General features: G+C 45.9%; 13 protein-coding genes. 9 read left to right on the plus strand and 4 right to left on the minus strand.

The genetic code is table 11. The features are described from left to right. Positions 1–7: 7 nt before the first annotated feature. Positions 8–583, minus strand: coding sequence for a shikimate kinase (locus F551_RS0114810; protein WP_018998308.1), 576 nt, complete (start codon positions 581–583; stop codon positions 8–10). 78 nt (positions 584–661) lie between these two features. Here F551_RS0114810 and F551_RS17415 point away from each other — a divergent pair, with 78 nt between their 5' ends. The 5 genes from F551_RS17415 to F551_RS0114835 all read left to right on the plus strand — a co-directional run bounded on the left by F551_RS17415 (position 662) and on the right by F551_RS0114835 (position 5767). Further along, a complete protein-coding gene (locus F551_RS17415) occupies positions 662–826 on the plus strand; it encodes a hypothetical protein (RefSeq protein WP_018998309.1) in 165 nt (54 codons plus the stop codon). Then, a complete protein-coding gene (locus F551_RS0114820; protein ID WP_018998310.1) occupies positions 810–2735 on the plus strand; it encodes a hypothetical protein in 1926 nt (641 codons plus the stop codon). The genes F551_RS17415 and F551_RS0114820 overlap by 17 nt, the downstream gene beginning before the upstream one ends. 32 nt (positions 2736–2767) lie before the next feature. After that, positions 2768–3688: a site-specific tyrosine recombinase XerD gene (locus tag F551_RS0114825; protein ID WP_018998311.1), complete on the plus strand. Its 921-nt coding sequence runs from the start codon at positions 2768–2770 to the stop codon at positions 3686–3688. A 103-nt stretch (positions 3689–3791) separates the two neighbouring features. Continuing rightward, positions 3792–4850: an HpcH/HpaI aldolase/citrate lyase family protein gene (locus F551_RS0114830; protein WP_018998312.1), complete on the plus strand. Its 1059-nt coding sequence runs from the start codon at positions 3792–3794 to the stop codon at positions 4848–4850. Between the two features lie 128 nt (positions 4851–4978). Next, positions 4979–5767, plus strand: coding sequence for a thioesterase family protein (locus tag F551_RS0114835; protein ID WP_018998313.1), 789 nt, complete (start codon positions 4979–4981; stop codon positions 5765–5767). Positions 5768–5773: 6 nt separating this feature from the next. Here F551_RS0114835 and F551_RS0114840 read toward each other — a convergent pair whose 3' ends face one another. Both F551_RS0114840 and rpmB read right to left on the minus strand, forming a co-directional pair. Next, positions 5774–6844, minus strand: coding sequence for an amidohydrolase family protein (locus F551_RS0114840; RefSeq protein WP_155826084.1), 1071 nt, complete (start codon positions 6842–6844; stop codon positions 5774–5776). A 139-nt stretch (positions 6845–6983) separates the two neighbouring features. Then, on the minus strand, positions 6984–7277 hold the full coding sequence (gene rpmB, locus F551_RS0114845; protein ID WP_018998315.1) for a 50S ribosomal protein L28: 294 nt from the start codon (positions 7275–7277) through the stop codon (positions 6984–6986). A gap of 363 nt (positions 7278–7640) precedes the next feature. Between rpmB and F551_RS0114850 the strand changes: the two genes are divergently transcribed. The 4 genes from F551_RS0114850 to F551_RS0114870 all read left to right on the plus strand — a co-directional run bounded on the left by F551_RS0114850 (position 7641) and on the right by F551_RS0114870 (position 12980). Then, the gene (locus tag F551_RS0114850; protein ID WP_018998316.1) at positions 7641–8600 is read left to right on the plus strand and encodes a DUF3108 domain-containing protein; all 960 of its coding nucleotides are present in this window, start codon (positions 7641–7643) and stop codon (positions 8598–8600) included. Positions 8601–8711: 111 nt separating this feature from the next. Continuing rightward, entirely contained in the window at positions 8712–11465 is a 2754-nt protein-coding gene (locus F551_RS16785) for a helicase-related protein (RefSeq protein WP_018998317.1), read from the plus strand. Positions 11466–11889: 424 nt separating this feature from the next. Beyond that, positions 11890–12234 (plus strand): ferredoxin FdxA, encoded by a 345-nt coding sequence (gene fdxA, locus F551_RS0114865; RefSeq protein WP_026296862.1) that lies wholly within the window; start codon positions 11890–11892, stop codon positions 12232–12234. 230 nt (positions 12235–12464) lie between these two features. After that, positions 12465–12980, plus strand: coding sequence for a CarD family transcriptional regulator (locus F551_RS0114870; protein WP_018998320.1), 516 nt, complete (start codon positions 12465–12467; stop codon positions 12978–12980). Between the two features lie 86 nt (positions 12981–13066). On the opposite strand, the gene F551_RS0114875 is transcribed toward F551_RS0114870, so the two are convergent. Continuing rightward, positions 13067–13933, minus strand: coding sequence for a thermonuclease family protein (locus tag F551_RS0114875; RefSeq protein ID WP_018998321.1), 867 nt, complete (start codon positions 13931–13933; stop codon positions 13067–13069). Between the last annotated feature and the right edge of the window lie 100 nt (positions 13934–14033).

Raw genomic sequence — 14033 nt, forward strand, 5'->3', positions numbered from 1 at the left:
CTCTCATCTATATATTCAATGCTGCACGGATCGCATCAACGGTTTGTTTGTGTGGGCCGTCTTCCGATACAACTTCATAATCTGCAAGTGCATATACCGGCTCTCTTTGATCCAACAAATCCGACAAAACTTTTTTGGGGTTTTCTTTTTTCAAAAGAGGACGCCCACCTTTTTTATTTACGCGTCGCCATAAAGTTTCCAAATCGGCTTTCAACCAAACCGTAACTGCATGCTTCTGCATAAGGGCGCGCGTTGCTTCATTCATATAAGCACCGCCGCCTGTTGCTAAAACCATGCGAGGTTCTTCAAGCAAACGTTCAATCACGCGCGCTTCAACCCGGCGAAACTCTTCTTCACCATGTGTTTCGAAAATTTCAGGAATTGTCATCGACGCTGCTTTTTCGATTTCATCATCACTATCATGAAAAGGAATTTCTAATTCTTGCGCTAATCTGCGCCCGACGGAAGACTTGCCAGCGCCCATTATTCCAACAAGCACAATAGTATGTTTCTGCGGTTCTTTTGCACTTAACTGCACATTTGCCGCTTTTTGGTCGTTTTCAATCGATAAACCGTGTGTCACATAAAAGCTCTTTGCCGATAGATTCAATATACGCTTATACAACCTGTGAGATGGGAGCAATTCATGCGGAGACAAAGAATGTCTGGAAAAAAAGAAAAATCCATACTTCCGAAGCTGATTTTACTACTTTTGCTCGCAGGAATAGCTGTTGGCGGCAGTTTCTACTTCGCGAATCAAGCCGAAAAAAATGCCCCTGCAGTTGAAGAGATTCGTATGGAGGCCACCAATGTTAAAATCCGCTAAACGTTTTTCAGCCTCAATAATCGCACTCGCATGTGTTTCTGGTTTCCCCGCAAATGCCCAAATTGTTGCATCTGGATCTCTCACTGATCTAGATCCTTGGGGTATCGGATGGAAAAATGCACAAACTGGCGGCCTCAAATCCAATATGTGGAAATCCACAAGCGCCGAGACAGTCAACGAATTGCTAGGTTCCATTGATGCCCATCAATTGACTCCCGTTCAGGCAAACCTCCTAAAAGCAGTTATCCTTTCTGGTGGGAAAGCTCCTTCAGGAGATATCTCCGACGCTACAAGTGAACGATTACGTCTTCTCAGAGAACTTGGCGAGAATGCTCACGCAACCAACCTGCTACAACGTTTTCCCTCTGAAACATGGTCAGAAGATCCACACAAATATGAAGCAGACTTGGACCTTGCCACGGGCGACAATATCCGTGCTTGTTCAGCAGTTGAACTTGCACCGAGTGAAGATCCATTTTGGCAAACTCTAAGAGCCACATGTTTTGCTTTAGCTGGTAATGCAGCAGCGGCTAGTTTAGCAGCGGAAATGGCGGTCTCAACAGGTGAAGAAGACCCTTGGTTCTTCGATGCAGTCGGTGCGATTGCTGAACAAAATGCCGGAAATGAGAAAGCAGAACTCCCTCCCGCAAATTACTCATCCGGCGCGGCTATGGCACTTTCTCTTGCAGCTAAATTCCCGCCAGCACCAGATGCAGCGGTTACAATACCAGCAGAATATGCTGCACTTTTATCAGAGCGCACAGATGCTCCTGAAGAGATTCGTATTCAAGCTCTGCTACATGCAGCACGCGCTGGGTTGATTGATGCAAACACAGTAAGAAGTAAAATCGTTTCCCCCAAACCCACACCCGTGGAAATAGACCCAAACATTCCTGCAGATCAGCAAGTTTCAACAAGTTCTGATGCGCTGCGTAGCCCTTTAGAACGTGCTGTGGATAGTGTCACAAATCCAGAACTGAGCATGCATGACAGAGCAGTCAAACTTATTGCTGCTCTTGTTCCTTCACGCGGAAATCCGCAAGACTACGCTCTAAATGCCAAAATTTTATTGCCCGAATTACGTTCAATCCCGCAAGTTCGGGAAACAGCTCAGCTAAGTCCCTCTTTTGTCGAAGCGGCTTTAGCAGCTGGTGATATTCAACTAGCTCAACGATGGCGCTATGCAATGGACAATCCATTCGATGACCCGCCTCCTGCCCCTGAACCGGTCACCGTTGAAGTAGAGACCGCCCCTTCAGGACTAGACCAACAAGGCCCTGCCAGCCTGATACCGTCAAGCGCGCAAGCACCCTCCACCAATGGAGCGCCTACACTTGATGAGCAACTTCAGGCATTGAACGATCAACCTGAGATTCAACCAGATGGCACCCAAACCGCTATTGGTGAAACAACAGCTATTCAAACAGTAGCTCCGCCATCACGTTTGCCTCCTATCCTTCATTCAGATTGGGACAAAGCACGTTTTGACATGTTGTTGTTGCTGGCTTCTCCTAAACCTTCCAATTCAGCCAGTAAATCTGTTGCAGATTCTCTTATCGCAATGAATGAGAGTTACCCAATTGAATCTGTTCAATATCTTTCAATTTTATCCGGCCTTGGACTAGAACTTCCACCTGAGGCCCGAACATTGATAGGCGAATACCAAAACAGTGTTCCTTCAATGGAATTGCTACTGGATAACTATAAGCTAGATGCAGCCTTGCGTGCGGACGCAATGGGTGAAGCAGTACTAAGAGCTTTCTTGATATTAAGAGACAATCAACCACACAGTGGTTCACTCATCCCGTATACAAATAGTCTGAACACGCTGAAAAGAGCAGGCCTTCAAAGCGATGCCATGAAAATCGCATTTGAAGCAATTGCGCCATGGGGAATGCCCAATAGCTAAGCTCAGACCTTATTGAAGGTAGATTGCTACTTATGTCTGTGCGTTTAGATTTTCGCCGCGTTGATTCTTTTTTGGAAATGATGAGTGCCTCTAGGGGCGCTTCTCAAAACACGCTGGATGCATACAGACGTGATCTTTCAGATGCATCTGAGTTTCTGGCTAATCAAGGCGGTTTAACGAGCGCTACAAATGATTCACTGGCGCGATACCTGAAAGATCTTAATACGCGTGGAATGGCAAAATCCACAGCTGCGCGCCGTCTTTCTTCTCTTAAGTCTTTTTACAAATTTGAACTTGAAGAAGGCGAACGCGAGGACGATCCGACATCACGTCTTGATGGACCTCAAATCGTACGCAAAATTCCCGACGTCCTCTCAAAGGAAGAAGTCGCCCGCCTGATAGAAGGTACAATTGGCGACGAACCAACTGCTGTGAGAGACCAATGCATTGTTGAACTTTTATACAGCGCAGGCTTGCGTGCATCCGAAGCGTGTGAACTACCCATATCGTCTTTGCCGCGTGGCAAAGACACCGCTTTGATTATTCGAGGTAAGGGAGAAAAAGACAGGATAACCCCGCTTGGTGCTCCTGCTCGAGAAGCTTTGGCGAAATGGCTGGAAGTTCGTGAACAATTTCTTCCAACCAATGCAAATCGCAAAACAGCCGAAAAGTTTGTTTTCCCTTCCCGTGGAAAAACTGGACATTTCACGCGCCGCCGTCTTGCACAAATCTTAGAAGAGTTAGCGATAAAGGCAGGAATTTCTCCCAAACGCGTCACTCCACACGCATTGCGCCATGCATTTGCAACTCACCTTTTATCAGGAGGTGCAGATTTAAGAGCCGTTCAAATGTTGCTTGGACACGCCGATATCTCAACAACCCAAATTTACACCCACGTCATGACAGATGAACTGCAACAATTGCTAGAAGCTGCGCACCCACTTGCAAATTGACCAACAGAAATACAGCTTAAAACACGCGAACATTTAAACAATTGACGCAGTGCAGCATAAAGCTTAGATTTGCCTCAAAATAATTTTATTTCGGGAACGCACCATGTCGATAACCAAACCTCCTCGTAGCTTCTTCAAGCCACTCGCTATCGGTGCGCCAGAACCTTTTCGTGATCTTCCGGTCAATGTTGAGCGGATGATCCATTTCGTTCCGCCTCATATTGAAAAAGTCCGCGCAAAGACAGGTGATATCGCGAAGAAAGCAGATGTTGTTCTAGCTAACCTTGAAGATGCCATTCCTTCAGATGCCAAAGAAGCCGCACGTGCAGGCGCACTAGACATGGCCGAAAAGTTTGACTTTGTATCAACTGGAACAGGATTTTGGGCGCGCGTGAATTGCTTAAATTCACCTTGGTTTCTTGATGATGTAACGGAATTAGTAACGAAAGCCGGTAACAAGCTCGACGTAATCATGTTGCCCAAAGTGGAAGGCCCTTGGGACATTCACTACGCAGATCAACTCGTCGCGCAATTAGAAGCTAAAGCAGGCATCAAACGCCCTATTATGCTGCACGCAATACTGGAAACAGCTGAAGGCGTTCAAAACGTTGCTGACATTTGTTTGGCCTCGCCACGCATGCATGGAATTTCACTAGGCCCTGCTGATCTAGCAGCCTCTCGTGCTATGAAAACGACACGCGTTGGTGGCGGCCACCCTTTCTACAAAGTGATAGAAGACCCCCACGCAGATGGCAGCGCCAGAGCCGCTGCGCAACAAGATTTGTGGCATTATACAGTCGCAAAAATGGTCGACGCATGTTGCACTGCAGGAATTAAAGCTTTCTATGGGCCATTTGGCGATATCGCTGACTTAGAGGCTTGTGAACAGCAATTTAAAAACGCGTTCCTAATGGGGTGCGCAGGCGCATGGAGCCTTCACCCAAATCAAATCCAAATAGCAAAGCAAGTATTCTCCCCTGCAGTAGATGAAGTTTTGTTTGCCAAAAAAATCCTCGAAGCTATGCCAGATGGTAGTGGAGTTCACATGATTGATGGAAAAATGCAGGACGATGCCACTTGGAAACAAGCTAAGGTGATTGTTGATCTTGCCAAGCAAGTTGCAACAAAAGACCCCGACATGGCAGCTGCCTACGAATTCTAAATCATTCACTTTCCGCGGAAATTTTCAGCGTAAACCTACCGCTACGGCAGGGGTTTTCAGCTTTTATTTCTTTCGTCATGGTGCCCGTCAGAACTGTCTTTGGCGGGCATTAGTTTGATAGGTGGTCTATGAATTTTTCAGATATTTTTTCTTCAATCGAGCGCACCGGCGACACCCTATCAGTCCCCATCCATAAAGACTGGTCTCAAGGTAGATCTGCTTTTGGAGGCCTCGTTGCAGGATTGGGCTATCATGCAACAAGAGAAATCACAGGAGAAAAACGCGCGTTAAGGTCAGCCATGATCAATTTTGTGGGCCCAACAGGCCCCAAAGTGGATATAGATGTGACTAAACTTCGAAGTGGGCGCACATCTTCTTCATACCGAACAGAGCTGACAAACCAAGGTGATACTGCAACTGAAATTGTTTTCACATTTGCAGACTATCGAGAAGATTCAGTTTTAGATTTTCCGCCTCCCAAAAGCCCAGTTTCTACAAATCCATTAAATGACAAATCTATAGAATCTTTTCATCCACCATTTCCAGCTTTCTATAGCCAATTCGAAGTGGCCCCCATCCACAATATGCCCTTTGCACAAGCTAAAGATCCCGATATTTATTGGTGGGTGCGCCATAATGACAATGATGCTAAAACAAGCATGACAGGGCTTCTCACCCTCGCTGACGCCATGATTCCAGGTTATGGAACTGTGCTGAAAGAATGGTCCCCAATGTCCAGCGTCAACTGGATGATCAATTTGCTGACAGACACTCCAAAAACAGAAGAAGGTTGGTGGCTAATGCGCACAACAGCGGACAGTGCCGGAGGCGGTTTTTCTAGTCAAAACATGGCTATATGGAATACTTCTGGAGAATGCATCCTACTTGGTCGTCAAGTCGTTTCCATTTTTGCTTAGGAAAATTTATTGTCCAAAAACGGGTAATTTCTTCTCAGGTCGCGGCCACGCCTGCGCTCCGCCTACTATTGTCATAACGGGTTTGACCGCTTGAAGATCTTCACCTTCCGCCAAGAGCAGATCTCCTGACATGATTGTGAAATCAGCCATTTTACCAACTTCGATTGAGCCGATCTGGTCTTCGCGGAAGCCGATGTAAGCTGGAAGCGTAGTCAGTTGCTCCAATTTGTCTAACAGAGCTGCAGCAGGTTGAATGGGCTGGGAACCACTTCTTTCCTGAATACCTAGCGCTAGCAGTCGCCCCTTTAATTCAGCTGACAACTCACCATCACGCAACAAAGCCCAACGCGGATCAGCATCTGGAAGCGCATCCTTCATCGCAATTTCAGCTTTATTGAGAAATGTATCCAGCTCATCACCCTCACCCTGAATCACTAGCTGAACATGATTCTTTAGTGCCGCTTCTAGCACGCTTTCTATCGTCGGAACTTCTTCTGTAGAGGCAAATTTTGTCAAAGGTTTAGTTAGGTCCAATAAAACAGATCGCGTTTCAACTAACCCACCTGGAGAAACCCCCGGTCCATATATTGAAAGACTTTCAAACCCTGCTTCATTCAATACATTGTAAACACGCGTAGGCAGATTTCCCTGCATAGCGAGGTCTTCCATAATTCTTACATTTTCAGGATTTACATTGTGTGCGTGAATGGTCGTCCAGCCTTGCTTTGCATACTCAATGACGGAGGCTTCAATTTGCGTTCCCGCTTCATCATCAACACCATCTACAAGCGAATGTGCATTTGTATTGATAAATCCCGGATACATGGTCTTCCCAGATAAATCGACAAGCTTAGTCGTTGGGCGTGTGCCCCCTACAATGCCATCAGCATCACCCACATATACAATCCGCGACTTTATCGTGCCAACAGCTTCAACGACAGGCTGTTCGGGGTTCCCTGTGTAAATTGTTCCGCTGATGTAAACAGTATCAGGACGCTTATCTCCTCCACAAGCACCCAACAATGCCAAAGCAGCAAACATAGAGAAGCAATTTGCAATAATGCTGAGACGTTTCATTCTAGGCACCTTTATAGGGACAGTTTTTTTCATACAGATCTTCAATTAACCTGACTTGGTTGTTTTGAAAATGCGACAATAAAAAACGCGCCCTGAAAATACAGGACGCGTTTGAATTTCTTTACTCTAGATAGAGTAATTAAGCAGCTGCTTCAGAAACTTTTTTCGCAATATCACGTTTGATTTTTGCGGCTTTAGCAGGAAGGTTTGCTTCCTTTTCCTTAGCAAGAAAAGCATCAAGACCACCGCGCTTATCTACTGTACGAAGAGCAGAAGCTGCAATACGGAACTTAAATTCCTGACCTAAAGTCTCTGAGTGCAAAGTGACTTTGACAAGGTTAGGAAGGAAACGACGCTTTGTTCTCAAGTTAGAGTGACTAACGTTGTTACCTGTGATCGGCTTCTTGCCTGTAAGCTCGCATTCGCGTGACATGTTCTCAGTCTCTTATGTTAGCAAGGGCTGCCGCTTCATAACCTGTGGGCGCGCTCTGCGTATTGAAAAATCGAAGGGCGGTGACTACACGCACACTGCACATTCGTCAACACCCAAGTTAAACCTTCTAAGCGCTATTTTAAAAGAAACGCAATTTATCCTCTAGTTTCCGTAAGATTACAGCGATTTAACCGTAATTTTAATTTTGTATTCAGGTGAGATATCATTTATTTCAGTTTGTGACACCTAATTGATCTCTTTTTAGGCTCTGGCGCCACAAAGCAGTTATTTTGTCCGTAATTTGCCATTATGTTGGCCACAACAATGGAATTCTAATTAGAGTTCGCTTTGGAGATAACAAATATGTCCCGTTTAAAAACTATACTAAGCGCAGGCCTAGCATCTACCGGCCTACTAGTTTTAGCTGGTACAAATGCTTTGGCATCTCCGGAAGTCGCTCCCTCACAGTCCGCGGACACGCAAGAATTTTCTCGACCTCTCGACACAATCCAAAGCGGGAAAGCACGCCAATTTGTTATTGAGATGGAAGCCTTCGTTCCTCCAACAAACTGGTTGCCGCAGATCAAAGGCGGGAAAGCCACAATCACCGCAAAGGTTTACCCTGACCAATACGATATACATACACGCGCAAGCGTGGCGGGCATTGTGGACTGGTTTGTAGATTACTCCTCTACCCTCACATCCAAGGGTGAAATAATAGATTCAGGTCTACAACCACGTCATTACTACGCAAAAGATGATGAAGGTCGTAAAAATCGTTCAACAGAAATCAAACACCATGAAGATGCTGTGGAAGTGGAAGTGATTCCTGCACACGGCAATCTTGGTGATCCGGCTGCAACTCTTGAACAGAAACTAGAAGCAATGGATCCAATTTCTGGTCTCTTGCAATTGGCGCTCGCTCCAAAGTCTTCTCCAGACAAGCCGTGTAGTGGTGTTGCCCCGGTGTTTGATGGAAAAGGCCGTTACAATATTCACCTAGAAAACGGACGTTGGGTTGAATCCATCGATGTTAAAGGCTGGAAAGGTCGCCCTGCTTACATCTGTGAAGTTCGTTATGAAGAATTAGCAGGATATAAAAAGAAGACTGCAAAAGAAAAAGCCAAGCAAGCAAAAGACATTCGCTGGATTTCAATGGTTTTGGCCGATATGGGACCAGGTGAATTACGTGTTCCAATTCAAATTGAAGCACGCTCTGAAAAACGCGGTAAAATTACAGTCGCCGCCAAAAAAGTAAGCTACAAAACGCTTGAGATCGATCACGCAGATAATTCAGACAGTAGTTCTTCAGATCAAGGCTAAATCTCGTCACAAAAGACTTGCCGCTTGCTTTAAAATAATGATTATCGATCTCTAGCTTTTACAAGCCTGAGATCGACGCGTTTATAACTCCTAAGACTGACGGAGCCAGCAATGACATTGGGAACATCAAATGTCCGTGCGGTTCTGGGGCCGACGAACACCGGAAAAACACACCTCGCAATTGAGCGCATGATTGCCCATGAAAGCGGCATGATTGGATTGCCTCTTCGGCTACTTGCCAGAGAAGTCTACGATAAGCTGGTAAAGATTAAAGGCGAACGCAATGTCGCGCTTGTTACGGGCGAAGAGCGAATTATCCCTCCAAAAGCCCGCTACTATGCGTGCACCGTTGAAGCAATGCCGCTATCAGTGCCCGTCTCATTTCTGGCTATTGATGAAATTCAAATCGCGCGAGATCCCGATCGCGGACACACTTTCACGGATCGCATTTTAAATGCGCGCGGCCAACACGAAACAATGCTGTTAGGCTCGGACACCATGCGCCCTGTTCTCCATGCGCTGAATCTAAAGGTCGATACTGAGCACAGAGAACGGCTTTCAGAACTGAGTTATTCAGGCCCTATAAAAATCACCAAACTTCCCAAGCGCACTGCTATCGTAGCGTTTTCTACCGAAGAAGTTTATTCTATAGCTGAGCTACTCCGCAGGCAACGCGGCGGTGCTGCAGTTGTGATGGGTGCCCTTTCCCCCCGCACTCGCAATGCTCAAGTAGAGATGTATCAATCAGGAGAAGTTGATTACCTCGTCGCTACAGACGCGATCGGCATGGGACTAAATCTTGATGTAACACATATCGCCTTCGCCAGCCGACGTAAATTTGATGGCCACAAAAATCGTTATTTGAGAGCCGATGAAGCTGCACAAATTGCTGGTCGCGCTGGCCGCTTCCAAACCAATGGTAGCTTTGGCGAAACAAGTGATTGCCAATTCTTTGAAGAAGAAGATGTCCAGCGTATTGAGAACCACACTTTTGATCCAGTCAATTTTTTATCTTGGCGTAGCTCTAGACTAAATTATTCTTCGCTGGATGCACTATCCGATAGCCTGCATAAACCGTCCCCACACAAGTATTTAAAGCGCTGCCCTGATGCTCTGGATGAAATCACCTTTCAAGCATTGCGCCATGATAGTGAGATAAAGGATCAGGTTAGAGGTCAGGAATATGTCCGCCGATTTTGGGATTTGTGCACTCTACCGGATTTTAGAAAACATGGCCCAGATGCTCATGTGCGCTTGGTCCAATCCTTTGCCGAAAAACTTTTAAACCCCAACGCGCGCCTGCAAGATAGCTGGATAAACAAGCAGTTGGAACGCATAGATGACACACGAGGCGACATTGATGCGCTTCAGGGAAAGCTTGCATCTATTCGCACTTGGACTTATGCAGCCAATCGACCAGACTGGATTCAACATATAAAAGTTTGGCAATCTCGCACACGAGAGATTGAAGATAGACTATCAGATGCGCTACACGATCGTTTGGTAGAAAAGTTTGTAGACCGTCGGACATCGGCGTTATTAAAGAGTTTAAACTCGGAGGAAGCAATGGAAGCAGGCGTCGGTCTAGATGGTGAAGTTGTTGTGGAAGGTCACAATGTTGGGAAGTTAGATGGACTAACATTCACCCCTGCTGTGACAAGCCAAACACTAGAAGGCCGCGCAGTGCGTAATGCCGCGTTTAAAGCTCTCAAATCTGTCATAGAAGACAAGCTCTCCGCTATTTCAGCTGCAGATGATGGTAATTTCTCAATTCTTGATGATTATCGCATAACCTACCAAGGACAAGCAATTGGTAAGGCAATTCCTGGCGGCCACTGGCTCACTCCAAGCGCTGATCTAATCGGTGCGCCTGATGCTGAAACCGCCTTGAGAGCACAAGCTGAAAACCGCATTAGAAAATGGCTCCTGGACCATACAAAAGAAGTCCTAAAGCCAATCTTTGATCTTCAAACCGTTTTGAAATCGGGTCGTCTTACAGGATTAGCCCGCGGCGTTGCGCATCAGCTAATCGATGCGGGAGCTGCCATTGACCGTCGCAAAGACGAAGTGGCCTCATCCCTGTCACGTGACGACCGCGCAGAGTTGAAAGAAGTGGGTGTCCGTACAGGTCGTATAGCTGCCTACATGCCCGGTTTGCTAAAACCTGCACAAGCAGACCTTTGCCTGAAACTTCGTGCTTTAGGAACTGATTATGCGCCTATGAAGCCTCCTTCATCAGCTTCATTCAAAACCGAAAAAGGCTGGAACCGCGCAAACTTAGAAGCCGCTGGATATATACGCCTTGGCCCCCGTGCAGTGCGTGCGGACATGGCTGAAAGATTATCTTGGACGCTTGGCCAAGAACGCAAAAAATCTGAAACATCTACATTCCCCATTCCACCCGAGCATGCAGCTCTTGTGGGATCGCCAGCAGATGATTTTGTCGAGATCCTGAAGGCTATGGGGCTTATGCCTGCGCAAAAAGACAAAGAAACGGGCGCGGTCTCTCTCTGGCGTTTTGCATCTAAACAACGTCAGCACGAGAGAAAGAAACAAGCGGCAGCTTCTCCTTCTGCTAAACAAATTAAAGCAATGGAAGATAGTCCGTTTGCAGCTTTGGCCGCTTTAGCAACACCAAAAGTTGAAGAAGCTCCCTCAAAGCCCAAAAAGAAGCGGAAAAAGAAAAAAGCTAAACCCACTGCAGAAACAAATGTAGAAAACACAACATCTAGCGAAGACGCAGTCATCGAAACGCCACAAACACAGCCGAATGCTCCCACACAAAGCCAGTCTAATGATACTGGCGAAGAAGCAACACCAGCTGAAGTAGCTTCCAGCGACGCTGCAAAGAATGTCAGCGCTTAAACTCATGTTTGTGTAACTGCATTGAACAAGCCCGCCACAGACGATGAATTAGATCGAATGCGAGCAGATTTATTTCTGCATCGCATTCGCTTTTTCAAAACGCGCGCATCAGCTACATCTCAAATAACTAAAAAGAACATCCGCATTTCCAGAAATGGCGAAACACGGCGTACAAATAAGCCTGCCGCCAATATTTGCACAGGCGATATTGTAAGCTTCAATTGCAATAAGGAAATAGTGACACTAAATGTGCTTCACTTGCCAACTCGACGTGGCCCCGCCTCCGAAGCGCAAAAATGTTATGAATTGATAGAAAATTAGCAATTAGAAGCGTGACTAAACGCGCCTGCTAGCTTTCCTCAATTGACACGCGTGCAGAAATTTTGGATGTCACTGTCTAATAAAAACCGTGGAGTTACCAGCTTTGACTTATCTCGTCGTCGACGCATGTATAAAATGTAAATACACTGATTGCGTTGAAGTCTGCCCTGTTGATTGTTTTTACGAAGGTGAAAACTTCCTTGTCATCGATCCTGAAGAGTGTATCGATTGTGGTGTCTGTGAACCTGAATGTCCGGCTGAAGCGATTGTGCCTGATACTGAAGACACATCAGATGGGAAATGGCTAAAAATCAACAGTGAATATGCAGCTAAGTGGCCAAATATTACTGTTCGCAAAGATCCTGCACCTGACGCGGATGATTGGTCACAAGTCAAAAACAAATTTGACGAACATTTCTCAACAAAGCCGGGAACGGGTGACGAGTAGATTAATCAAACAATCCGTTGTAAATCTTAAAGTTTTACATACTTCTGTTTGCATTTATTACCAGTTTGTGACCAAGACTTGAACAAATCCCTAATTTTTGGTATATTGCCTCTTCTGCTGCGGAGCAGACAATTAGTTATAAAACGCCAAACAGCCCTTATCGTGACGCCTCCCCGCGTTAACGAATAGGACTTTTTGGCCGTACGGTTGAGTAAAGAGGAAATTGCGGAATGGCGAACCAAGCAGGTACAGGGTCAATGTTTGAGGTAGATCAACACATAGTATATCCAGCACACGGCGTAGGCCGCGTAACCGCAGTCGAAACTCAAGAAGTTGCTGACATGAAGCTGGAAGTTTATGTTGTATCTTTTGAGCAGGACAAGCTTATTTTGCGTGTCCCAACAGCAAAAGCAAAATCTTCTGGCATGCGCTCTCTTGCTTCAACTAAAGTTGTTGGCGATGCTATTAAGACACTTGGTGGCCGTGCACGTATCAAGCGCACAATGTGGTCACGTCGCGCACAAGAATACGAAGCGAAAATCAATTCTGGTGACTTGATTTCAATTGCTGAAGTTGTTCGTGACCTTCACCGTGCTGAAGATCAGCCAGACCAATCATACTCAGAGCGTCAATTATATGAATCAGCTCTAGATCGTATGGCACGTGAACTTGCTGTTGTTGAAAACATTGAGCACACAGAAGCTGTAGAGCGTTTGTCTCAATCTTTGGCACAACGCGCTGCTTAATAAGTAGCTTGCAAAGAATTCATAGAAAACGCTCTTCTTAATTGAAGGGCGTTTTTTTATGCCAAACATCCCCCTCCACCCCTTCATCAAATGATCGTTTCAATTTGTCCCCAATGATCTAACTGAAGAAAAGGTGTTCCATCATATTTATCAGTGCTGGTCTTTTCTCGTTTTAATCCGGCCCGCACACGTATCTCTTGCCCAACTTGCAAATCGCATCTTTCGTTGGATCTTGCCAGAGGCAACCCTAAAATCAAATCTATCCCACTGTTATTATTAATAAAACAACGGCTCTCAGGTTCAATTACTTCACTGATCTTGGACAGTTTTCCCTGCAACAGGACTAAACCTCGTGGTGAATTTTTAAAATCGTCTGGAGAAACCACCTCGTATTCAGCATGCTGCCATAGCCCCATACCCTGATTTCTTGCGGCTGTTTCCAAGGTATATAATTCACGCACCCCTACGGCATTGTCTGCCCAAGTGCGCACACGGGCTCCGCCTAACTCCACCATGCGAGTGTTAAGCCAGATATCTTTTCCAGCTTCATCTTCAACCCGTACATAAGCTAACGCCCGGTCATATCTATCGCGTGTGAGGCCACCGTAGAACAATTGGCATTTACGTCCCAGCGCTACCAGCATTAACAACTCCGCCGCCTCTTCTCCGAACGCGTCCGCTTTTCTATCCTTCCATGCCCTTCGCGGGGCTTCAATTCCAACAAGACGAACAACCAACCCTGTATCTAAGATAATTGTATCGCCATCACGTACGCGGCTAACAACAGCTTTCTCTCCGGGTACTAAACCCTCAGGCTTCGATTTTGCGCTTCCACATGATGCGAGCGCGAAACAAGATAAACTTCCAATTAGAAAGCCTCTTCTATTGAGCGAAATGATACCCGCCTCTTCCCGTCCAAAGGGAATACTATGTATGTATTTGGAAACATTCATGGTTAACAGAAAATTTCTTTCTCAAATATTCCAAATTACGCCATATATTCGCGCTAAATCCAACCAATATTCAATAGAGTTTATCTATACTCCATTTTCG

The organism is Hirschia maritima DSM 19733 (assembly GCF_000378345.1).
Lineage (GTDB): Bacteria > Pseudomonadota > Alphaproteobacteria > Caulobacterales > Hyphomonadaceae > Hirschia > Hirschia maritima.

What these genes read in the sequence shown, in the direction of transcription:
- F551_RS0114840 (WP_155826084.1), bottom strand. Translation starts at nt 6,844, where the DNA reads ATGAAACGTCTCAGCATTATTGCAAATTGCTTCTCTATGTTTGCTGCT.
- F551_RS0114835 (WP_018998313.1), top strand. Translation starts at nt 4,979, where the DNA reads ATGAATTTTTCAGATATTTTTTCTTCAATCGAGCGCACCGGCGACACC.
- F551_RS16785 (WP_018998317.1), top strand. Translation starts at nt 8,712, where the DNA reads ATGACATTGGGAACATCAAATGTCCGTGCGGTTCTGGGGCCGACGAAC.
- F551_RS0114875 (WP_018998321.1), bottom strand. Translation starts at nt 13,933, where the DNA reads ATGAATGTTTCCAAATACATACATAGTATTCCCTTTGGACGGGAAGAG.
- F551_RS0114850 (WP_018998316.1), top strand. Translation starts at nt 7,641, where the DNA reads ATGTCCCGTTTAAAAACTATACTAAGCGCAGGCCTAGCATCTACCGGC.
- F551_RS0114825 (WP_018998311.1), top strand. Translation starts at nt 2,768, where the DNA reads ATGTCTGTGCGTTTAGATTTTCGCCGCGTTGATTCTTTTTTGGAAATG.
- F551_RS0114830 (WP_018998312.1), top strand. Translation starts at nt 3,792, where the DNA reads ATGTCGATAACCAAACCTCCTCGTAGCTTCTTCAAGCCACTCGCTATC.
- F551_RS17415 (WP_018998309.1), top strand. Translation starts at nt 662, where the DNA reads ATGTCTGGAAAAAAAGAAAAATCCATACTTCCGAAGCTGATTTTACTA.
- F551_RS0114820 (WP_018998310.1), top strand. Translation starts at nt 810, where the DNA reads ATGTTAAAATCCGCTAAACGTTTTTCAGCCTCAATAATCGCACTCGCA.
- F551_RS0114870 (WP_018998320.1), top strand. Translation starts at nt 12,465, where the DNA reads ATGGCGAACCAAGCAGGTACAGGGTCAATGTTTGAGGTAGATCAACAC.
- rpmB (WP_018998315.1), bottom strand. Translation starts at nt 7,277, where the DNA reads ATGTCACGCGAATGCGAGCTTACAGGCAAGAAGCCGATCACAGGTAAC.